Origin of the sequence: Streptomyces sp. MUM 203J, assembly GCF_022414595.1 — a bacterium.
GTDB lineage: Bacteria > Actinomycetota > Actinomycetes > Streptomycetales > Streptomycetaceae > Streptomyces.
On record NZ_JADWYO010000018.1, the window covers coordinates 27,726 to 48,929 of the forward strand.

Genomic DNA, 21,204 nt, shown 5'->3' on the forward strand with positions numbered 1-21,204 from the left:
CAGTAGAGCCGGGCTGCCACGGCTGGTGAAATGCTCCCCGGAGCGAATTCCGCGACGCGCTTCGGTCCGGCGGTCGTGTCCGCTCGGGACGGGCGACCGGGGGTCCGGACCACTGCGCGGCCTTCGTACCCGGGGAGCGGACGAAGGGCGCGCCCGCCCCGCGGCCGGGGACGGCCTCCGCCGTGCCGTACGGCCGGCCGGGGTGCCTGAAGCCGCAGGCCCGGCGGAGCGGTTCCGCCCGTCCGGCCGGACAACCGGCCCCGGCAGGGGGCCTTCCCGGGCTGCCGTCCCCATGCTCCTGCGTCGGAGTGGAGCGCCCGACCGCGGCGCTCCCCCGCGCCACGCCGCGGTCCGCCAGGTACCGGCAAGGAGAGCGAAAGGCCCCGGCAAGGGGCCGCCGACCGTTTGACAAGGAATCCGCAAGGGGGGTGGCTCACCATGTCGACCAGCGAGGCGCCGACAGCGGTGCGGCTCGTGTGGAAGAGATCAGGCAAGACGGAACGGCGGGATCAAACGTGTTCGACCCCAGGAGCGCGGTCCCCCGCGGACGACCGTGGCCGACCGAAAGCAGCGAGATCCGGACAGCCGGAAACCAGGGACCCTCCTCCCGGTGCGTCGAATGACCGATCAGCTGGGCTTCAGCCTCGCGCAGTTACGCTACTTCGTGGTGTCCGCCGAGCTGGGCAAGATATCCGAGGCGGCGGAGAAGTTGTGCACCACGCAGTCGACGGTTTCCTCGGCCGTGATGCGGCTGGAACGCCAGCTCGGCGTTCAGTTGTTTCTTCGCCACCGATCCCGCGGGGTGACCCTCACGCCGAGCGGCCGGCGCCTGCTGCGGGAGGCGCGGGCGCTGTTGACGCAGGCGCAGAACATCAAGAATCAGGGTGACGCCCTGGTGAGCGACACCGCCGGCCGGCTCAACGTCGGGTTCTTCGCTCCGATCGCCCCGTTTCTGCTGCCGATGACACATCGGATGACCAGGAAGCGTCATGTGCGACTGCAGCTGAACGTACACGAGGCGTCCGCCGACCAGCTCCTGGAGCACCTGCGGGACGGCCGGTGCGAGCTGATCGTCACCTACGACTTCCTGGCAGGGGGATCCAGGTTCCACCCACTCGTCGACCTGCCCGTTCACGCCCTGGTGGCCGAGAGCGACCCACGAGGCAGGGATGGCCCCGTCGCGCTCGGGGAACTGGTCATGCAACCGCTCGTCACCCTGGACTCCCCGCCCCTCATCCGTCATTTCGAGAAGCTGTACGCCGACGCCGGCGTCGCCACGCCGCAGGTGATCAGGACCTCGAGCCTGGAGACCTTACGCGGGCTCGTGGCCGCCGGTTCCGGGGTCGCTCTCATGTACCAACGCGCCTCGAGCATGACGACGTTGGACGGCGGAAGGCTCCGGGCGGTCGAGATCGTCAGCGACCGCGCGTCCGCTTCGCTCGGGGTGGCCGTGATGCCCGGCCTCGGCCTGGACAGCCGTGGCGCGGCCTTCCGGGAGGTGCTGCGATCGGTGATCTCGCACCACCACCGGACGAGTTCGCGTGCTTGACCCCGGCTCGCGCGGTTCCCGACGGACGTTGGCATCCACGCGCGAGCGTCGGGCGGTGCCGCGTGCGGCCCACGGGCGGGGATCGCCGACGGGCGGTCTGCGGGACCGGTGCCACGGATGGATCGCCACCGGCAGCCTGACGGAGGTCACGGCGCCGTGTACATCGGACACCCGGGTGGACCGGGAGGCTCCGCACGCGAGGACGCCGCGCCATGTGGTCCCGCCGCCGACGAGATCTTCGACTTCACCCCGGGCGACCGGATCCCGGCCCGCATCCGTCACAGAGAGATCAGGAATCGGAATGGAGCAGAACGTGATCGAGAAGGTGAATTCGTTTCTGCGGATTCTGGAGAGGCGCGACTTCTCCGCCGCCCGGAGGATGTGCACCGACAAGGCCACCGTGTGGCAGAACGACAGCACGGCGGACCAGGCGATCGGTGAGCGGCTGAGGCAGTTCGAGTCCTTCGTCACCGCCGTCGAGTCGCTGCGGTACGACGTGAAGCGCCAGTTCCGGCACGAGAACGAGGTGCTCCAGCAGCATGTGCTCCGCCTGGAGATGACCGACGGGTCCCGCAGGGAGATCAACGCGCTGCTCTTCTTCCGGTTCGAGGGCGGTCTCATCGACCGGATCGAGGAGTACCACTACGCGATGCCGGACGAGTGCGCCGGAAGGACGAACCCGTGAGGATCGGCGTCATCGGAGCGGGCGCCGTCGGCGGCAACCTGACCCGTCGGCTCACCGCACTGGGGCACGAGGTGTCGGTGGCCAACTCACGCGGGCCGCACACTCTCGCCTCGCTCGCCGAGGAGACCGGCGCCACCCCGGTCGCCGTGTCCGAGGCGGCCAGGGGTGCCCAGGTCGTCGTCGTGGCCATCCCCCTCAGGGCGGTACCCGGCCTGCCCGCGGGGCTCCTCGACGGCGCGGCACCGGGCGCCGCGGTCATCGACACCGGCAACTACTACCCGGAACGCGACGGCAGGATCGCCGCCGTCGAGGACGGACTGCCCGAGAGCCGTTGGACGGAGCGACAGCTCGGTCACCCCGTGATCAAGGCGTTCAACGGGACGTACGCCCAGGACATCCTGGACCGGGGCCGTCCTCAGGGCAGCCCCGGCCGCCAGGCGGTGCCCGTCGCCGGCGACGGCGCGGGCGCGAAGCGGACCGTGCGCGATCTCATCCACACGCTCGGCTTCGACACCGTGGACGCGGGCGGTCTCGACGAGTCGTGGCGCCAGCAGCCCGGAACTCCCGTCTACGGGATCCGAGGTGACGCCGACGACGTCGTGCACGCACTGGCGCAAGCCTCCTCGGACCGTACCTCCGAGTGGCGTGCCTGACTCCCCGTCGGTTCCGGCTTCACAGAATGCGGGCGGGTTCGGAAACCGCAAGAACCGAAGGGAAACGGATATGCAGACGCCGGAAGCGTACACTCGCCCGAATCGCCTGCCGTCATTGACGGGTATGCGGTTCATCGCGGCCTTCGCCGTCCTGGTCTCCCACGTGACGGGCTGGCTCGTGGGCACGATGCACCCCGGTCTGCCCTATCTGCTCACGACGCTCGGACCGGTCGGGGTGGCCTTCTTCTTCGTACTCAGCGGTTTTATTCTCACGTGGGTCGCCGACCCGGACGACACCGCGGGACTCTTCTGGCGTCGACGCCTGGTGAAGATACTCCCGAACCATGTCACGACCTTCGCGGCCACCACCGCGGCGATGTTCGTGGCCGGCGTACCGATCATGCTGGTGAACACGGTTCCGGTGCTGCTGCTGATCGAACCCTGGATCCCCAATTTCGACGCTCTCGGCGGGCTGAGGGGCATCAACGTTCCGAGCTGGACCCTCGGCTGCGAGATGGTCTTCTACTTCGCGTTTCCCTGGCTGCTCCGCGCCGTCGAGCGGATCGGCCCGTCACGGTTGTGGGCGTGGGCGGGGGGCGTCGCCGTGACGGTCATCGCCGTCCCGTTCCTCGCCCTGCTGCTGCCGACGCAGCCGGCCACGTCGTGGGACCCGACGATTCCGCAATGGCATTCCTGGTTCGCGTACAGCTTCCCGTTGACCAGGATCCTCGAATTCGTTCTCGGCATCCTCATGGCACGCATCGTGATGACGGGGAAATGGATCCGCCTGAGCATGACACCGGCGCTTCTCCTGGCGGTCGTCTGCGTGGTGGTCCAGTCCCACCTGCCCGGCATCTTCCGTCTCTGCGCCGGGCCGACCGCGTTCGCGCTTGCCCTGGTGATCGCGGCAGGCGCCTGCGCCGACATTCGCGGTGCGCGCACGCCGCTCGGCGGACGGGTCATGGTGTGGCTGGGCGAGATCTCGTTCGCCCTCTACATCGTGCACTACATCGTGATCCAGTACGGTCCGATCGGTCTGGTGCACGCCACGGGAGCGGAGGTGACCGCGCCCCTGTCGACGAGGCTGGTCGACGTCCTGCTCACCGTCGTCATCAGCCTCGTCCTCGCGGCGGCCCTCTACACGCTGGTGGAACGCCCCGCGGTCCGACGCTTCAGCCGCCCGGCCGGGAGGCGGGAGAGTCCGGCCGCGATCACGAGCGTGACGGACCGGCAGTGACCCGAGCGGGCCGACTCCCGTCCGCCCACGAGATCGTCGACACCGGAAACGACACTTCGCCGTGGTTGATCGCCGCGCTTCGTCGTGCCGGGTCGGCGCGTTGTAAGCCCCCCACCGACCATCTGGAGCACCTCCCCGTGACGAACACCCACCCCGTTCCAGGAACCGAGACCCGTGACTTCCCGGTCACGCGACCGGACTCCTGTCCCTTCGACCCCGACGCGGCCTACGCCCGGCTGCGCGCCGACGAACCCGTGTCCCTGGTGCGCTGCCCGGCCGGGATGGACGCCTGGCTGGTCAGCCGGTACCAGGACATCCGGAGCGTGCTCTCTGATCCGCGGTTGAGTTCCCGTGCCGCCGGGTCGAACCACATGCTGCCGTCCTACGACGGACGCGATCCGCTGCCGGGTTTCATGATCCAGCTCGACGGCGAGGAGCACACACGGCTGCGGCGGCTGATGATGCGCGAGTTCACCGTGCGGCGGGTGGAGGCGCTGCGGCCCCACATCCAGAAGATCACCGACGAGCGCGTCGACGCGATGCTCGCCGGGACCAGCGCCGACCTGGTGCGGGACTTCGCGTTGCCGATTCCCTCACGGGTGATCTGCGAGATGCTCGGCGTACCCTACGCCGACCACCTGGCCTTCCAGCGCGACAGCGAGGTCCTGATGGGCTTCGAGGCGGACGAGGCCACCCGCGACGCGGCCGCCCGGCGGCTGGAGGACTACCTCGGTGAGCTGGTCGAGCGACGGCTCGTCGAGCCGCGGGACGACATGCTGAGCCGGCTGATCAGCCGCGCGGACGAGACCGGCCGGCCGCTGACCGTGCAGGAGCTGGCCACGCTCGGCGTGCTGACGCTGGCCGCCGGGCACGAGTCGACCGCCAGCATGATCGCGCTGAGTGTGGCGGTGCTGTTCCGGAACCCGGAGCGGATGGCCGCGCTGCGGGCCGCCCCGGCGTCGATCGAAACCGCCGTGGAGGAGCTGCTGCGCTACCTGTCGGTCATCCAGTTCGGTCTGCTCCGGTACGCCACGGAGGACCTGACCGTCGGCGGCACGGAGGTGAAGGCGGGTGAGTGGCTGGTCGCCGCGCTCCCGTCCGGCAATCGGGACGAGAGCGTGTTCCCCGGCCCCGACACCGTCGATCTCGAACGGCGGGCCCCCACCCACCTGGCGTTCGGCTTCGGCCCGCACCAGTGCATCGGCCAGCAGCTGGCCCGGGTCGAGATGCAGGTCGCGTTGGCCACACTGCTGCGCCGCCTGCCGGGCCTTCGGCCTGCGAGGCCGTTGGTGCAGGCCGACTTCAAGCTCAACGACATCGTCCACGGGCTGCGCAGTATGCCGGTCGTCTGGTGACGGCCGGGCCGGCGTCGCACCGGCACACCGGTGTGACGCCGGCCCGGCACGCAAACGCTCCGGGGAGAACGAGGCCCGGCCGCCCCGACCGAACGGCGAACAGCGGTCGCGGTACGGCGGGTCACCGGTCCGCGTGCTCACGGGCGACGCGTGGCGGACCGGTCCGCGCCCGCCGGCCCCTTCCTCACCGGATGTCCGAGCGCGCCGGATCGCCGGCCGGCCGACGGCTCGGCATGCGTACGTCAGCCGCTCCCGCCCTGCCCCGGCGTCGCCTCGGGCCGGGCCACCGCGTGCGTGTTCCCACACACGGCGCGGCACCCCGACCGGTGCGATGAACGGGTCGCCACCGCGCCTCACCGGGGACCCTCGATGCCAGGTGCCCGCCGACCGGCCGGACGGGTGTCCTCGCCACCCCGCCTGGCGGACGGCCAGGAGCGGCTCACGCCTCGCGTCGACACGGTGGGGCAGCGAGATCACTCACAGCCCTCAGGCCAGGGTCCGGAGCACGGAAGGATCGTAGGGGGCGGCCCGGTCCAACTCCCCGCCGAGCGCCAGTTCCGCCCAGTCCGGGTTGGCCAGCAGCGACCGGCCCACGGCGACGAGGTCGAACTCGTCGCGCTCCAGGCGGGCCACCAGCTCCTCGATACCGGCCACCCCGGACGGCCCGGTGAACCCGGAGGTGAAGTCGCCCTCGCCGTACTGTCGTTCCAGGCCGACCGAACCGACCGTCACGGTGGGCCTGCCGGTGAGCCTGCGTATCCAGCCCGCCAGGTTGAGGGCGCTGCCCTCGAACTCGGGCAGCCGGTAGCGGCGCGTGGAGCCGTGGAACACGTCGACACCGGCTTCGGTCAGCGGCGTCAGCAGTTGCGCCAGCTCGTCCGGGCTCTGGGCGGTGCGGGCCTCGTACCGGCCCACCTTCCACTGGGACAGCCGGAAGAAGACCGGGAACCCCGGGCCGACGGCCGCGCGGACGGCCCGCACGACCTCGGCCCCGAAGCGGGCGCGGGAGGCCGGGTCGCCGCCGTACCGGTCGGTGCGCCGGTTGGTGACGCTCCACAGGAAGTTGTCGATCAGATAGCCGTGCGCGCCGTGCAGCTCGACGCCGTCGAACCCGAGTCGCTCGGCGGTAGCGGCGGCCTCCGCGAAGGCGGCCAACGCGGCGTCGATGTCCCGCTGGGTCATCGCCCTTCCCGCCGGACCGCCGTCCAGCCCGATTCCGGACGGCACCTCGGCGGGCGGCTCGGTCGCAGTGCGGGCAGCCCCGGTGTGCCACAGCTGCGGAATGATCCTGCCACCGGCCTCGTGCACCCGGCGCACCACGTGGGCCCAGCCGGCGAGGGCCGACTCGCCGTGGAAATGGGGAACGTCGTCGTACGCGCCCGCCGCAGGGCGGTCGACGTACGTGCCCTCGGTGACGATCAGCCCGACCCGATGGGCCGCCCGGCGCGCGTAGTACTCCGCGACGTCCGGACCCGGCACGCCACCAGGGGATGCCGTTCTCGTCATCGGGGCCATCACGATCCGGTTGGGGACCGTGAGGTCACCCACGGTGAACGGTTCGTTCAAGCCGGCCATTTTTCCTCCCGAAGAATTCGCTGACGCCATCGAATAGTGCATGAAAATCGACGTCTTTGGCCACACCCCTGGACATCGAATCGAGCGATGCGGCACATCGAAATGATTCATTTGACCGCATCGATCACTGCGTGGATGGTGGATTCAGTGGCCTCGCGTCATGCGATCGTCCGGAGCACGGATTTCACTCCTCATCACGGCCGACGAATTTCCGCCACCGATGCGCGCGGCGCACGGGGCGGTCCGGAGAAGAAAGGCATCGAGCCTCATGACAAGCCGATTCCATCCGACCGCGACGGATGCCCGGGAGCTGGAGGGCAAGCGGGCCGTGGTCACCGGCGGCAGCCGTGGCATCGGCGCCGCGATCGTGCGCAACCTCCTCGGCTCCGGCGCCGCCGTCGTGACCGCCGCCCGGAACCCGCACGGTCAGACTCCCTCCGGCGCCACGTTCGTCGAGGCCGACCTGAGCACGGCCGACGGTGTGCGCGTGCTCGCGGACACCGCCCTGGACACCCTGGGCGGCGTGGACATCATCGTCAACAACGCGGGCGGCTGCCGTTCGTTCCACAGCGTGCTGGATCTGGAGAACGACTGGCAGTACACGATGGACGTGAACTTCCTCGCCCCCGTCCGGCTCAACGCGGCCCTCGTGCCGTCCCTGCGCGAAAGCGGCGGCGGAACCATCGTCCACGTCTCGACCACCGCCACCATCGCGGCGTACCCGATGCTCTACCACTATGCCGCCGCCAAGTCCGCACTGGAGACGTACGCCAAGGGACTCGCCGCCGAGCTCGCGGCTGACGGCATCCGCGTGCTCTCCGTCTGTCCGGGCAACGTGGAGACACCAGCCTCGGAGGCCGCGCGCCGCCGGATCGTCGAGTACTTCGGCGGCGACCCCGGCAGTGGCGACCTCGACACCCTCGCGGAGAAGTGGGCCGCCGAGATCCCGCTCGGACGCATGGGCACGTCCCAGGACATCGCCGATGCGGTGAGCTTCCTGGTCTCGCCCCGGGCATCGTGGATCACCGGCAGCAATCTCGTCGTCGACGGCGGGAAGACCGCGAGCCTGGCCTGAGGGCCTGTGACGTCGATCCGGCTCCGTCCACTGCCGGGAGCGCGAAGCCAAGACCCCGTGGACACCTCTCGACAGCACGCAAAGGACTGACACGTTGAACGCTGCAGGGGAAGAAGTACGGTCCTACCCATTCGGCCCGATCACCCGGCTTGACCTGGACCCGACGCTGGTGGAGATCTGCGGCGAACAGCCGGTGCTGCGCGTACGCCTGCCCTTCGGCGGCGACGGCTGGCTGGTCACGCGGCATGCGGACGTCAGGACGGTACTGGCCGACCCCCGGTTCAGCCGTGCCGCCGCCGTGGGGGACCATGTGCCCCGCACGGTCGCGGTCGGCCTGCCCCGCACCTCGATGCTCAGCATGGACCCGCCGGAGCACACCCGGCTGCGGCGCCGGGTGACGAACGCCTTCTCCGTCCGCCGGATGAAAGCGCTGCGTCCGCGCGTTCAGGAGATCGTGCACGAGCTGCTCGACGCCATGGTGGCGACGGGGGCGCCGGCCGACCTGACCACGGCCCTGACCTGGCCGCTGCCGATCACGGTGATCTGCGAAATGCTCGGCGTGCCCCTGGCCGACCGGGAACGGTTCGGCGAGTGGGTGGACGGCCTGCTGATGCTGGCCGATCCCGAGCAGGCCGCGCGGGCCCGCGCACAGCTCGACGCCTACCTCGCCGGTCTGATCGCGCAGCGCCGCGTCACCCCCACCGACGACCTGCTCGGTGAACTGGTCGCCGGGAACGACGAGGACGGCGAGGACGGTCCGCTCGGCGAGGAGGAGCTGATCGGCCTCGGCGTCAGCCTGCTCTCCGCCGGTCAGGAGGCGACCGCCAACCAGATCGGCAACATCGTCTACACGCTGCTGACCCGGCCGGCCCTCTGGCGGCGACTCGGCGCCGACCGCGCGCTCGTCCCCAAGGCCGTGGAGGAACTCCTCAGATTCATCCCGATCAGCGCGACCGCAGGCTTCACCCGGATCGCCACCGAGGACGTGGAGCTGAGCGGGCAGCTCATTCGCGCTGGTGACGCGGTGGTGGCCGAACTGGGGATGGCCAACCACGACGCCGAGGTCTTCGAGCGCCCCGACGAGATCGACTTCCACCGTGAGCGTGTCCCGCACGTCACCTTCGGGCACGGCCTCCACCACTGCCTGGGCGCCCAACTGGCCCGGCTGGAGCTACGCGTCGTACTCGAAGTCCTGATCGACCGTCTACCCGGTCTGCGGCTCGCCGTCCCGGCCGACCGGCTGTCCTGGCGGACCGAGCGCCTCGTCCGCGGAGTGGCGGCGCTGCCGGTCGGCTGGTGAGAGCCGCCCTGCGGCCCGGTCGCACACGCCCCACCTCCGTCACCGAGACACCACGGGAGAGCTGATCATGGCCGTACCACGGGATGCGACCACCGCGTCCGACCACCATCCGGGCGGCGGACTCGCCGAGGTTCTGGCGTCCGTCGATCCGAGCCGGGCGCTCGCCGAGGTCATGGCGTCCGTCATGGAGAGCCACGGGGACCGGCCGGCGCTCGGCGAGCGGGCCAGGGATCCGCTGACGGGGCAGTTGCTCCCCCGGTTCGACACCGTGAGCTACCGCGAGCTGTGGGCCCGCGTCCGCGCGGTAGCCGGCCGCTGGCACCACGATCCGGAGCACCCGCTGCGCGCGGGGGAACGACTGTGCACCCTGGGCTTCCCGAGCATCGACCACGCGACGCTCGACCTGGCGAGCATCCACGTGGGCGTCGTACCCGTGCCCCTCCAGCACGGCGCGCACCCGGACCGGCTGCGGGCGATCGTCGCGGAGACCGAACCGTGCGGCATCGCGGCGAGCGCCGAGCACCTGGAAACCGCCGTCGGCCTGGCCCTCGGGGCGGCATCGGTCCGGCACCTGACCGTCTTCGACCACCGACCCGAGGACGCCGGGCAGCGTGCCGCCCTCGAACTCGCCCGGCGGCGCTTGGCCGAGGCCGGCAGCCCGGTGGCCGTCGGCACACTGGCGGAGGTGATCGACCGGGGTGGGGAACTCCCGCCGCCTCCCCTGTTCACGCCCGAGCCGGGCGACGATCCGTTGTCCCTGCTCGTCTACACGTCCGGCAGCACCGGGGCCCCCAAGGGGGCCGTGTACACCCAACGGCTGGTCGGCACCGCGTGGTACGGGTTCAGCTACGGGTCGACGCACGTACCCGCGGTCAGCGTCCTCTACATGCCGCACAGCCACCTGGCCGGCCGCTACGCGCTGATGGGCTCGCTCGTGCGGGGCGGTGTCGGCCACTTCACCGCCAAGAGCGACCTGTCCACCCTGTTCGAGGACATCGCGCTGGTGCGCCCCACGGAACTGACCATGGTTCCGCGTATCTGCGACATGCTCTTCCAGCGGTACCGCGGCGAACTGGACCGGCGGGCCGGCGAACCGGGTGACGTCGAGGCGGCGGTGAGGAAGGACCTGCGGGAGAACGTCCTGGGCGGGCGGGTCGCCAAGGCGTTCGTCGGCAGCGCCCCGCTGTCCGACGAACTGGCGGCCTTCGTCGAGTCCTGCCTCGGCATCCACCTGCACACCGGCTACGGCTCCACCGAAGCGGGCGGGGTCCTGCTGGACACGGTGGTGCAGCGTCCGCCCGTGATCGACTACAAGCTGGTGGACGTCCCCGGACTCGGCTACCACGGCACCGACCTGCCGTATCCGCGCGGCGAGCTGCTGCTCAAGTCGCAGACGCTCATTCCCGGTTACTACAAGCGTCCGGACCTGACCGCCGAACTCTTCGACGCGGACGGCTACTACCGGACCGGTGACGTCTTCGCCGAGGTCGGGCCGGACCGGCTCGTCCACGTCGACCGAACCAAGGACACCCTGAAGCTCTCCCAGGGCGAATTCGTGGCCGTCTCCCGCCTGGAGACCGTCTTCCTCGGCAGTCCTCTCGTCCGGCAGATCTACGTGTACGGCAGCAGCGAACGTGCGTACCTGCTCGCCGTGGTGGTGCCCACCCCGGACGCGCTGGCCCGGCACGACGGGGACCCGGCATCACTCAAGTCGGCGATCGGCGAATCGCTCCGGCGAATCGCCGGGGAAGCCGGACTCGACTCGTACGAGATCCCGCGCGATCACCTGATCGAGACCGAGCCCTTCAGCCCGGAGAACGGCCTCTACACCGAGAGCCACAAGATGCTGCGCCCCCGGCTCAAGGAACGCTACGGCGCCGCGCTCGAAGATCTGTACGTCGAGCTCGCCGAGGGGCAGGAGCGGCGGTTGCGCGAGCTGAGGCAGACCGGGACGGACCGGCCGGTGGTGGAGACGGTCGGCCGGGCCGCCCAGGCGCTACTGGGCTCCCCGGACGCCGCTCCGAGCAGCAGCGCGCACTTCACGGACCTGGGCGGGGACTCCCTGTCGGCCCTCTCCTTCTCCCGGTTGCTTCAGGAGATCTTCCACGTCGAGGTTCCGGTCGGGGTGATCACCAGTCCGGCCAACGACGTGGCGGGACTGGCCCGGTACATCGAGACGGAACGCCGGTCCCGTGCACGGAGGCCGACGTCGGACTCCGTGCACGGCGAGCACTGCACCGAGGTCCATGCCGGTGACCTCACCCTGGAGAAGTTCCTCGACGCACCGACGCTGGCCGCCGCCCCCGCGCTGCCCCGCCCCGACGGCCGCGTGCGGACCGTCCTGCTGACCGGGGCCAGCGGCTATCTGGGCCGGTTCCTCTGCCTGGAATGGCTGGAGCGGCTGGCGTCCTCGGGTGGCAGGCTGATCTGTGTCATCCGCGGCAACGACCCGGCCGAAGCGGCGCGAAGGCTGGAGAAGACGTTCGACAGCGGCGACGCCGAACTGCTCCGGCGCTACCGGGAATCGGCCCGCACGTCCCTGGAGGTGCTCGCGGGGGACCTCGGCGAACCGTGTCTCGGCCTGGACGAGGGCACCTGGCACAGACTCGCCGACACCGTGGACCTCATCGTCCACTCGGGCGCCCTGGTCAACCACGTGCTGCCCTACAGCCAGTTGTTCGGCCCCAACGTCGTCGGTACGGCCGAACTGATCCGGCTGGCGCTCACCACGCGCATGAAGCCCGTCACCTACGTCTCCACCGCCGCCGTCCGGCTCGGCACCCCGGACGCGTCACTCGACGAGGACGCCGACATCCGCACCGCCATCCCCGCACGGCACGTCGGCCGGGGCTACGCCGACGGATACGCCACCAGCAAGTGGGCCGGCGAGGTCCTGCTGCGGGATGCACACGAACGCCACGGCCTGCCGACCGCGGTCTTCCGGCCCGGCATCCTCCTCGCGCACACCAGGTACACCGGTCAGGTCAATGTGCCCGACCTCTGCACCCGACTCCTGCTGAGCCTGGTCGCCACCGGCATCGCGCCGGGTTCGTTCCACCGGAGCGGCGCCCCGGCGCACCACGACGGCCTGCCGGTCGACTTCGGCGCCGAGGCCATCACCGCACTGGGGGCGCGGGTCACCGAAGGCCACCGGACCTTCCACGTGCTGAACCCGCACGACGACGGCGTCTCGCTGGACACCTTCGTCGACTGGCTCGTCGAGGCCGGCCACCCGATCCGGCGCATCGACGACTACGACGCGTGGCTCACCCGGTTCAGGGCCGCGCTGCGTGCCCTGCCGCGGCAGCAGCGCCGGCACTCGCTGCTGCCGCTGCTGCACGCCTTCGCTCGGCCCGAGGAGATCGGGCGCGGGCCGGCGCTTTCCGCCGAGCGGTTCCACGCCGCCGTGAAGGATGCCGGAATCGGCCCTGGCAAGGACATCCCCCACCTGTCGTCCGGCCTCGTCCGCAAGCACGTCACCGACCTGGTCGGGCTCGGCCTCCTGCAGCCGGCCCGCGAGACGCCCGACGCCCGGACCGGCCGGGCCGGCTGATCGCCCGCGCGGCAGGCGTTCCGCTCGAGGAGCACCGGCCGCGCGATCCCCAGTCAGCCCTCCCTCCACACCGAAACCCGACCCCCCACCAGGAACGAGCACGAGCGCCCATGAAGCAGCCGAGCGGTCCGCACGACCGCCTCCGCGCCCCGGCCCAGCCGGACGGCGCACGAACGACCGGCAGGTTGCCGTCCCCGCTGCCGTACCGCGGCGGCCGTCGCCACGCCGAGAACACGCACCGCAGGGCGTCCCGCAGGGAGCGCGTTTCCGGCGGCGAGCCGGAGAGCCCTCTGACGGACCGGTCGTGGATCCTGCAGTTGCGGCCCCGTCGCACCGCCGCGCTTCTGGAAGCAGTGAGCGAGGAGGCAGCGATCCGTGAGGCCCGGCTGCTGATCGGCGACGGAGCCGTGGGCTGGGCGGTGGAGGTGGCCTGCCTGATGGCCGCGGCGGATCCCGCCCGGGCAGACGACCCGCACCCCGCCGCCCCCCGGCACGCAGTCCGGCAGTCGGCCGCAGCTGCCGGGGTCTCTTTGCCGTCCGGGGTCCCCGACGAGCTGAGGGCGCGCAGCGCGGAGGCGCTGGCGCTCCACGTCCTCACCTGCCTGGCAGGCCATGCCGGTGACGACATTCCGGAGATCGTCGGCGTGTCCGTCCGGGAGTTCACCCGTCGTGGCCTTCCCGTCGGCGGGACGTTCGACTCACTCAAGAAACAACTGGACTGTCTGGTAGGTGAGTTGTTTCGCGCAGCCCAGGACGCGCTGGGCCCGTCGGAGGCGGCGGACGTCATCCGCGCACTGTCCGAGGCGCTGGTGGCCAAGGTGCAGCACGTCCTCCTGGCCCAGGCCGAGCAGGCCGAGAACGAACGGCGGGGATGGTTCGGCAGCGCCGCGGCACACCGTCAGGAACTGGTCCTCGACATCCTCGACGGCGCGGACGTGGACGCGCCGCAGGCGTTCCTGCGGCTCGGCTACGACATCAGCCGCAGTCATCTCGCGCTCGTCGTCTGGCGCGACGGCTGGGAGTCCCATGGCACGGCGGACCTGGCCGCCGCCGCCACGGCGCTGCTGCGCAGCGCCGGGTGCTCCTCCCTTCTGACCGTCCCCGTCGGAGTGTCGTCACTGTGGGCATGGGGCTCGTGCGCCCGCGGACACCCCGGGCCGCCCGGCCGGCTGGGCCACCACGACGGACCGCACCGGCGGGCCGCTTCGTCCCCGGCGGTTCACATCGCGGCGGGCCTGCCGGGTGAGGGGATCGAGGGCTTCCGGACGAGCCACCGGCAGGCCGCCGAGGCGGCCGAGATCGTCCGCGCAGCCGGCACCGGCGCCGGTGACCGTAGGTCACCGTACGACTACGCCGAAGTGGAGCTGGCCGTCCTGCTCCGCTCCCGGCCCGACCTCAGTGCCGCGTTCGTCCGCCGCGAACTGGGTCCACTGGCCGCCGACGGCATGTCCGAGCTGAGGGCCACCGTCAAGTGCTACCTGGACACGGAAGGCAGCATGTCCGCCGTCGCCGACCGACTGCACATCGCCAAGAGCAGCGTCGCCTACCGGATCAGGAAGGCGGAGCGCCTCCTGGGCCGCCCGGTCCGGGAGGACCGCCTGCGGCTGCAGTGCGCGCTGCTGCTCTTCGACGTACTGGGCCGGGCCGCCCTCGGCGGTCCCGATGCGGGCGGCTGACCGGAACCGACCTCGTTGCCACCACCTTTCCGCTCTGGGAGACGTCATGCCGTTTGCAGTTCTCTTCCCCGGACAAGGGGCGCAGTTCAGGGGAATGGGCGCGGACGTGTTCGCGCACTATCCCGCGCTCACGGAGTTCGCCTGCGATCTCCTCGGATACGACCTCGTCGCGGTCTGCCGGGACGACCCCGACGGCATCCTGGCGCGAACGGAATGCACTCAGCCGGCGCTCTTCGTCGTCAACGCGCTGCACACCTTCGAAAGGGAGCGCCGCGAAGAGCGCCGCCCCGACTATTACCTCGGACACAGTCTCGGCGAGTACAACGCCCTGTTGGCCGCCGGGGTCTTCGACTTCCAGACCGGCCTGCGGCTGGTCAGGAAACGCGGCGAACTCATGGCCGCGGTCTCCGACGGAGGCATGACGGCCGTGCTGGGCGTGCCGGAGCGGGAACTCCTGGACCTGTTCCGGCAGGACGGGATCGAGTCGATCGACGTGGCGGGCTTCAACTCCGACACCCAGCTCGTCATCGCGGGTCCGTACGCGGAACTGCGGGTCGCGCACGAGGCGTTCACACGGCAGGGCGTCCGCTTCGTCCCACTGCGTGTCGGCGGGCCGTTCCACTCGCGGTACATGGAACCGGCACGCGTCGAGTTCGAGAAGTACCTGAGGCAATTCACGTTCCACGACCCGCATACGCCGGTGATCGCCAACGTGACCGGCCTTCCCCACGTGAGGGGCGAGTTCGCCCGGACCCTGGGCGAACATCTGGTCGAGCCCGTACGCTGGGCCGACAGCATCCGCCGTCTGCCCCGACGGGACTCTCCCCTGGAATGCGAGGAAGTGGGCGGCCGGTCCCTCCTCGACATGGTGAGGAGGATCAGCGCTTCCCGTACACCGGCTCCCAAGGCCACGACGGGCGGTGAGCCGGGACGGGAGCCCGGTCAGCACCCGTGACACGCCGGCCCGGCCACCTCGTCGAGGCCGTCGGTCGCGGCCGGCAGCCCCGCCCTGGTCGGCGCATCTCCGAGCGCTGCGGCGATCCGCCGTCGCATCCGGCGACGCTCCTCGCTCGTGAGGGCTTCGGCTGACGCCTCCCGGACGAGCGCCGAGACGAAGCGGAACCGGCCCGGGTGGTGAGGGTCCTCGCGCAGCAACTCTGCCCGCAGCAGTTGCTCCAGCACCGAGTCGACCGGTTCGTCGGCGGCGACGCGGCGCAGCAGACCGAGATCGGTCCGGTCGCCGGCCACCGCACACAGCTGGACGACCCGCCGCTCCCGTTCCGGCATCCTGGCGAGGAGAAGACGCAGGCTCTCCAGCGATCTCGCCCCGGTCCGGGAACAGCACGCACCCTTGGTCCGGCCCTCCCGGTCACACATGGCACCGCACCACATCAGGGTCCGGTGGGCGAAGTAGGGGTTCCCGCGACTCTGCCGGTACACGCACTCGATGTGCTCCTCCGCCGTGTCGGGGCCGAGCCGGGAGCGCACCAGCGCGGCGAGGGTGTGCCGAGGCAGCTCGGCCGGCCTCAGTACACCCGCCCGGGGGCCTCTGAGGATGTCGCCCAGCACCCGGCGCAGCCTGCCGTCGACCGTGATCCTCCAGTCCCAGACGGTGAGGACGAGGCCGATCCGCCAGCCGCAGCGCCGCCGGGCGAGCATCTCGAGCAGTCCAAGGGAGGCGGGGTCGGCCCAGTGGAGATCGTCCACGCAGAAGACCAGTGGTCGCTGCCCGGCCAGGGTGCGCAGTACCTCACACACGGCGTCCTGCGTCAGAAATCGCGTCCGGGCGTCGTCGGCGCCGTTCCGCTGCCCGGAGCCGGGCAGCAGCGGAGCGAGCAGCGCCTCGTAGGGTGCCGCGGCGTCGTGGAAGGCACCGGAACGCGTGACCGATAAGCGCCTGAGCGCCTGGGTCCACAGCCAGTGAGGCGGGACGCCCTGATCGTGAAGCGCGTGGACACTGACCACCTCCACGTCCTGGTGATCCGTCGCAATGCGCGCGGCTAACTCCGTGAGCAGATGCGTCTTGCCGATCCCCAGGGGGCCGGTCACGCAGCTCACATGCTCGTGCCCGGTGAGGGCACCGACTGCCTCGGCTTCCAGGCGGCCGAGTTCCCGCTCCCGGCCGACGAAGGACGAGGAGGCCGGGCAGGGGTGCGTGAAGGTCCCACGCTCCTCACCTTCCGGGCGGGGGGCCGGGGGCTGATTCGTCGTCCCGGCCTCCGGCGTGGCGGCGGGCCGCTCCGTCGTACGCGGCAGCGCGGCGGTCCAGAGCTCCGGTTCCCGCCGGAGGATCGCCACATGGATCTGCTGGAGTTCGGTGCCGGTCTCCACACCGAGTTCCTCGGCCAGGTAGGCACGCGTCCGGTCGTACACCGCCAGCGCCTCGGCCTGCCGCCCCAGCGCGAAGAGCGCGGTCATCAGATGGCCCACCAGGCGCTCCCGCACGGGATGGCGGCGCACCTCGCTGTCCAGCTCGAACACCACCTGCTCGACGTCGCCGATGCGCAGGCGCGCGGCGGCCCGGTGCTCCAGGACGGTGAGCCGAAGCTGCTCCAGCCGGGCGGGCTCGTGGGCGAGCGTCGGGGAGTCTTCGAACTCCGTGTAGGGGGACCCCTGCCACAGCGTCAACGCGTCCGTGAGGGTGGTGCACGCGGCGGCCGCGTCCCCGTCCTTCAGCAGCAGCTGTCCGGCGTGGACCAGTTGCTCGAAGCGGTGGACGTCGATCTGCGACGGAGGGAGCAGGAGCACGTACCCGGGCGGATGATGGCGCAGGGCGGAGGCCGCGCCGCGGATGGCCGGCGGATCCAGCACGCCGCGCAGGTGCGAGACATGGCTCTGCAGAGCGGCGAGGGGCTTCTTCGGGGGCCTGCCCGCCCACAATTCCTCGATCAGCAGTTCGGTGGGGACGACCTGACCGCGTCTGACGACCAGCAGGGCGAGCAGGAGTCGGCGCAGCGGTGGGCCGACGGGGCGCTCGCGGCCTCCGCCCCTGACCGACATGCGCCCCAGGACACGCAGCATCGGAGCGCCGGGGTCGGCCGCCTGTTGCGGCCACGCTCCGGGGGACTGGGATACGGGCATTGCGGTGCTCTCTCCTGACTGATCGAGTTCCACGATGTGAACGGCCGAGAACCGGGTCGGGGAAGGACACATCGGGGACGGCATGCGATTCGACGAAAACCAGCCTTACGTAGGTCCTGTTCCGACCGTTCTCATTCTCATGGTCACCCCGTTGGATTTCGAGCCGGTGACTGAAATCGGATCAAGCGGATTCCCTCCACCGTAACGGCAGTAATTGCGTCCCATTTCTACAGCCACCCTTTCTCGACCGCGCACCCCTGAACTGGGGATCCGGACAGGATCGGCACCAACGGCAAAACATTCACACAGAAAGAGTCCGATTGCCGTCCATGCTTGTGGAAGAAAACGGAAGAACCCGCTTCACAGCGCCTCACGCAATGAGATGGACCGCCGCCGACGGCGTGCCCGACCGGCGAGCCGAGCGATGTTCGACATCTTGGGGGCATCACCCCGGACCGCGCCGGATGCTCTGCGGGAGCGGACCGAACCGCTCTTCCCGAGGAAGGAGCGCAGGCTCACGGCGCCACCCCCTGCCGAACCGCCCGGCGGTGGCCGGCAGACCCGTCATCCCGGATCCGCCCGGTCCTCCGAAGTTCGAAGATCCGCACCGGGGCGGCCGACGGTCCGCCGCCCCGGTGCGCATCAACGCCGTGCCGGCCGTCTCGCCTTCCAGCCGTGTGCAGTCCAGGGGAACGGCGAGCGTGCCGCACTGCCAGGACTCGTCGGGGCGGGGCCGCCATCCTGGCAGACGGCCGGGGCGGGACAGGTAGGCCGCAGAAGCCGCTGAACTGTCAGCGAGGAGGGCAGTTGTCCCTCGTCCTGCCCCAGGGAAGGGGACTCCGGACCGTCGCCGGTCACGCCGCATCCCGCGGTGGCGATCAGCACGAGACCGATCACCGCCCCGTCACCCTGCGCAGTCGCCTCGGCCTCGGCCGACGCGGCGCCATGTCGACTGACGTCGTACGGTACTTCATGAGTGGACACGGTTCTTTCGTCGGAACGTGGGAAGTGGGTGTGGGCACCCCGGCCGGTCGCAGTGCCGCAGTTCACCCGCCGGGCGGTCGGGCCCGGAGCCAGGGGCAGTGCCATCGAACAGCAGCACCGGGCGCGCGACCAGAGCCCACGCACCGAAGACCGCAAAGGTTTCGGTGCGGAGCCCGGCCCGAAACCGCCCCGGAGTCGGCCGGTGACCTCCTCGACGTCTGCTTCTTACACCCCTTCGACGACGGCAACGCCCGCTCCGCCCTCCTCACCCTCCTTCTTCGTCCTCGCCCGCGAAGGCGTCGCACTCGACAACGTGCGCCTGCTGCGCCGCGTCTCCTTCCGCGCCGACGACCCGCAAGACGCACTCGCCCTCGCCCTCGCCCGCTGCAACGACCACCCTGCGCGACACCCGACGAAGGGCCACCGACCCGCCGCCCTGGATACTCAGGGACCCCGGCAGCACCGGCCCGGAACACGACCTGCACCAGGGCGGCCGGAACGGCGTCCTCGGCCGTCCATTCCCCCCTCGGACAGAGCGGCGACCAGGCGTACGTGATCATGGTGAAGCCGGCGGAACGGTGCTTGGTACGGGCCTTGGCAAGCCAGGCGCCGATCTCGACGTGTCGCCGTCGACGCGGATCGTCTCGCGGGCGGCCGGGGCGCGGCCTTCGCGGTGCGGGAAGAGCTCCAGGAGCTGGACGGTCTCCTCGAAGGTGCGGCGGGCGCGACGGGTGGGGGCGAGGGGGGTGGCGCCGGGAGTGAGGCCGAGGTCGGTGATCAGCTGCTGGCCAGGGGTGGGGGTGGGCCATGGCGTCCGCGCGGGCCTGATCAAGCTGGTTCTTGGCGGCGAGGAGGCGTTGTTCGGCGAGCCAGGCGCCGACGTGGGTGGTGGCGGGGGCAGCGAGGTGACCGTGCAGGCGGTGGTAGTCGGCTGCGGCAGCCAGGCCGCGTCGTGCTTGTCCCAGATCATGCCCAGGGCGTCGAGTTCGGCCATCCAGTCGGATCCGAGGCGGCCTGTCTTCACCGCGTCGTGCGTGGTGGTGATGAAGGTGCCGAGGGTGCAGCCGGTGGGATCGGTGTAGTCGGCGGGGACGTCGAGGTGGCCGTACTGGTCGCGGTAGGAGCGGGCGGCGGCGAGCCCCAGGCGGCGGGTGCGGGAGACGGCCGGGTCTCGGGGGCCGAAGGAGACCAGGTCCATCGCCTGGGCGATGCGTTCGGGGTGGACGGTGAAGTCGAAGTGCCAGCGGCAGGCGATGACATCGCTGGTCTCCTTCGGCAGGCGGTTGGTCTTGTCCGGAAGACGCTCGAGGATGCGGTGGTCGTGGCCGCCCGGCGCGCCGGCGATCGCGCACCGGCTCGTAGGCGGTGCCCAGGATGTCCTCGCCGTCGGCGCCGGGTGGAACGCAGACAGGGACGATCAGCGAGGCGGTCCTGCCGGAGAGGTCCAAGCGCAGGGCGCGGCCGGGCGGGTATACGTCCCATGTGTGGGTTGATCACTACTGGGTCAGCGAGTCCAGGAGTTCTTGGCCGTTCTGCCAGGAGCCCAGTCCGCTGGCGGAGTTGATGTGTCCGCACGCGCCCGCCAGGTGCCATCGTGCCTCCCACCGTGCCGCGAACCCGGCTGCTGCCCCGGGGGTGCAGTACGGATCGTCGGTGCTGCCCACGACCAGAGCCGGGCACGGCAACGGCTGTGCCGACACCTCTATGAACGTCGCGGCCGCCTGGCGTGGGAACGACGGCCCGTGCGGGTCGGGCGGCGCGACCAGGAATGCTCCGCCGATCGCACTTGAGGGGTTCTTGTTCAGCCAGGCGGACGCCGCCCAGCAGCCCAGGCTGTGGGCCACCAGCACAACGTGGCTGTCCTGCTGGGAAACGTCGTCGTACGCCTCCTGCACAGCGTCGACCCAGTCATCCAGATCGGGTGCGGACCACGAGGCAGGGGAGATCCTCACAGCTGAGGTGTCCCACTGCCGTTCCCACAAGGTCTGCCAGTGTTGCCCGTCCGAGCCGTCGATACCGGGGATGATGACGTACGCGGCCACTGCCCACCACCGTTTCGCTCGTCGCTCCCTACGTTCACGGGAGCACCTGGCGCAGATTCTGCCGGATACATCTGCGCAACGGCAGTGACGCAAGTGATCTCAAAGAAGATGGCGCGGACAGCAATGGACCCACTCGACCGGATAGACCGAGACATCCTCGCCCGGCTCAGACCGACGGCCGGTCGACCGGCGCAGAGGTAGGGCGCCGCGTCGGACTCTCACAGCCCGCGGCCAGCGCGCGCATCCAACGTCTGGAGAAGAACGCCGTCATCACCAGCCACCGAGCCGTGGTCGACCCGGCGGCCCTCGGTCTGAACATTCACGCGGTCATATCGAGTGTCCGAGATCATGGGGAAGCTTCAGCTCCGGCCTCATCAGAGAAACGGACATGTCATGGACCACCCTGATGCCAGCCGGGTGAAGGCCCGGATACACGGGC

15 protein-coding genes and 2 pseudogenes are annotated in these 21,204 nt (G+C 70.7%); 11 read left to right on the top strand and 6 right to left on the bottom strand.

Annotation, left to right across the window (positions count from 1 at the left end):
* Positions 1-619: 619 nt before the first annotated feature.
* The 5 genes from I3F58_RS12335 to I3F58_RS29630 all read left to right on the top strand — a co-directional run bounded on the left by I3F58_RS12335 (position 620) and on the right by I3F58_RS29630 (position 5,479).
* Positions 620-1,549 (top strand): LysR family transcriptional regulator, encoded by a 930-nt coding sequence (locus tag I3F58_RS12335; protein ID WP_240108387.1) that lies wholly within the window; start codon positions 620-622, stop codon positions 1,547-1,549.
* Between the two features lie 301 nt (positions 1,550-1,850).
* Entirely contained in the window at positions 1,851-2,234 is a 384-nt protein-coding gene (locus tag I3F58_RS12340; protein WP_240108388.1) for a nuclear transport factor 2 family protein, read from the top strand.
* Positions 2,231-2,887 (top strand): NADPH-dependent F420 reductase, encoded by a 657-nt coding sequence (locus I3F58_RS12345; RefSeq protein ID WP_240108389.1) that lies wholly within the window; start codon positions 2,231-2,233, stop codon positions 2,885-2,887. The genes I3F58_RS12340 and I3F58_RS12345 overlap by 4 nt, the downstream gene beginning before the upstream one ends.
* Positions 2,880-4,124: an acyltransferase gene (locus tag I3F58_RS12350; RefSeq protein ID WP_240108390.1), complete on the top strand. Its 1,245-nt coding sequence runs from the start codon at positions 2,880-2,882 to the stop codon at positions 4,122-4,124. Before I3F58_RS12345 ends, I3F58_RS12350 begins: the two co-directional genes overlap by 8 nt.
* A gap of 137 nt (positions 4,125-4,261) precedes the next feature.
* Complete coding sequence (locus I3F58_RS29630; protein ID WP_240108391.1) at positions 4,262-5,479, top strand: cytochrome P450; 1,218 nt, start codon at positions 4,262-4,264, stop codon at positions 5,477-5,479.
* A gap of 486 nt (positions 5,480-5,965) precedes the next feature.
* On the opposite strand, the gene I3F58_RS12360 is transcribed toward I3F58_RS29630, so the two are convergent.
* The gene (locus tag I3F58_RS12360; protein ID WP_240108392.1) at positions 5,966-7,054 is read right to left on the bottom strand and encodes an NADH:flavin oxidoreductase; all 1,089 of its coding nucleotides are present in this window, start codon (positions 7,052-7,054) and stop codon (positions 5,966-5,968) included.
* A gap of 268 nt (positions 7,055-7,322) precedes the next feature.
* Here I3F58_RS12360 and I3F58_RS12365 point away from each other — a divergent pair, with 268 nt between their 5' ends.
* The 5 genes from I3F58_RS12365 to I3F58_RS12385 all read left to right on the top strand — a co-directional run bounded on the left by I3F58_RS12365 (position 7,323) and on the right by I3F58_RS12385 (position 15,613).
* Complete coding sequence (locus tag I3F58_RS12365) at positions 7,323-8,129, top strand: oxidoreductase (RefSeq protein ID WP_240108393.1); 807 nt, start codon at positions 7,323-7,325, stop codon at positions 8,127-8,129.
* A gap of 94 nt (positions 8,130-8,223) precedes the next feature.
* Positions 8,224-9,429: a cytochrome P450 gene (locus tag I3F58_RS12370; RefSeq protein WP_240108394.1), complete on the top strand. Its 1,206-nt coding sequence runs from the start codon at positions 8,224-8,226 to the stop codon at positions 9,427-9,429.
* A 67-nt stretch (positions 9,430-9,496) separates the two neighbouring features.
* Entirely contained in the window at positions 9,497-12,982 is a 3,486-nt protein-coding gene (gene car / locus I3F58_RS12375; RefSeq protein WP_240108395.1) for a carboxylic acid reductase, read from the top strand.
* Between the two features lie 110 nt (positions 12,983-13,092).
* Positions 13,093-14,658 carry a CdaR family transcriptional regulator gene (locus tag I3F58_RS12380; RefSeq protein WP_240108396.1) on the top strand — a complete coding sequence of 522 codons (1,566 nt, stop codon included), beginning with the start codon at positions 13,093-13,095 and terminating at the stop codon, positions 14,656-14,658.
* 46 nt (positions 14,659-14,704) lie between these two features.
* Positions 14,705-15,613, top strand: a complete 909-nt coding sequence (locus tag I3F58_RS12385; RefSeq protein ID WP_240108397.1) for an acyltransferase domain-containing protein — start codon at positions 14,705-14,707, stop codon at positions 15,611-15,613.
* Here the strand turns inward: I3F58_RS12385 and I3F58_RS12390 are convergent.
* From I3F58_RS12390 to I3F58_RS12400, 5 genes and pseudogenes are all read right to left on the bottom strand, one after another.
* Positions 15,601-17,739: a BTAD domain-containing putative transcriptional regulator gene (locus tag I3F58_RS12390; protein ID WP_240108398.1), complete on the bottom strand. Its 2,139-nt coding sequence runs from the start codon at positions 17,737-17,739 to the stop codon at positions 15,601-15,603. The two genes, I3F58_RS12385 and I3F58_RS12390, sit on opposite strands and share 13 nt — an antisense overlap.
* 1,249 nt (positions 17,740-18,988) lie before the next feature.
* On the bottom strand, positions 18,989-19,120 hold the full coding sequence (locus I3F58_RS29360; RefSeq protein WP_275678445.1) for a hypothetical protein: 132 nt from the start codon (positions 19,118-19,120) through the stop codon (positions 18,989-18,991).
* A 469-nt stretch (positions 19,121-19,589) separates the two neighbouring features.
* A pseudogene (locus tag I3F58_RS29785) lies at positions 19,590-19,787 on the bottom strand (hypothetical protein); the annotation flags it as partial.
* Positions 19,751-19,921: pseudogene (locus I3F58_RS29790) on the bottom strand (helicase associated domain-containing protein); the annotation flags it as partial. The pseudogenes I3F58_RS29785 and I3F58_RS29790, both read right to left, overlap by 37 nt.
* A gap of 298 nt (positions 19,922-20,219) precedes the next feature.
* Positions 20,220-20,765 carry an alpha/beta hydrolase gene (locus I3F58_RS12400; RefSeq protein WP_240108400.1) on the bottom strand — a complete coding sequence of 182 codons (546 nt, stop codon included), beginning with the start codon at positions 20,763-20,765 and terminating at the stop codon, positions 20,220-20,222.
* 71 nt (positions 20,766-20,836) lie between these two features.
* On the opposite strand from I3F58_RS12400, the gene I3F58_RS12405 reads away from it, so the two are divergent.
* The gene (locus tag I3F58_RS12405; RefSeq protein ID WP_240108428.1) at positions 20,837-21,172 is read left to right on the top strand and encodes an Lrp/AsnC family transcriptional regulator; all 336 of its coding nucleotides are present in this window, start codon (positions 20,837-20,839) and stop codon (positions 21,170-21,172) included.
* The last annotated feature ends 32 nt before the right edge of the window (positions 21,173-21,204 follow it).

What these genes read in the sequence shown, in the direction of transcription:
- I3F58_RS12335 (WP_240108387.1), top strand. Translation starts at nt 620, where the DNA reads ATGACCGATCAGCTGGGCTTCAGCCTCGCGCAGTTACGCTACTTCGTG.
- I3F58_RS12340 (WP_240108388.1), top strand. Translation starts at nt 1,851, where the DNA reads ATGGAGCAGAACGTGATCGAGAAGGTGAATTCGTTTCTGCGGATTCTG.
- I3F58_RS12360 (WP_240108392.1), bottom strand. Translation starts at nt 7,054, where the DNA reads ATGGCCGGCTTGAACGAACCGTTCACCGTGGGTGACCTCACGGTCCCC.
- I3F58_RS12365 (WP_240108393.1), top strand. Translation starts at nt 7,323, where the DNA reads ATGACAAGCCGATTCCATCCGACCGCGACGGATGCCCGGGAGCTGGAG.
- car (WP_240108395.1), top strand. Translation starts at nt 9,497, where the DNA reads ATGGCCGTACCACGGGATGCGACCACCGCGTCCGACCACCATCCGGGC.
- I3F58_RS12380 (WP_240108396.1), top strand. Translation starts at nt 13,093, where the DNA reads ATGAAGCAGCCGAGCGGTCCGCACGACCGCCTCCGCGCCCCGGCCCAG.
- I3F58_RS12385 (WP_240108397.1), top strand. Translation starts at nt 14,705, where the DNA reads ATGCCGTTTGCAGTTCTCTTCCCCGGACAAGGGGCGCAGTTCAGGGGA.
- I3F58_RS12390 (WP_240108398.1), bottom strand. Translation starts at nt 17,739, where the DNA reads ATGCCCGTATCCCAGTCCCCCGGAGCGTGGCCGCAACAGGCGGCCGAC.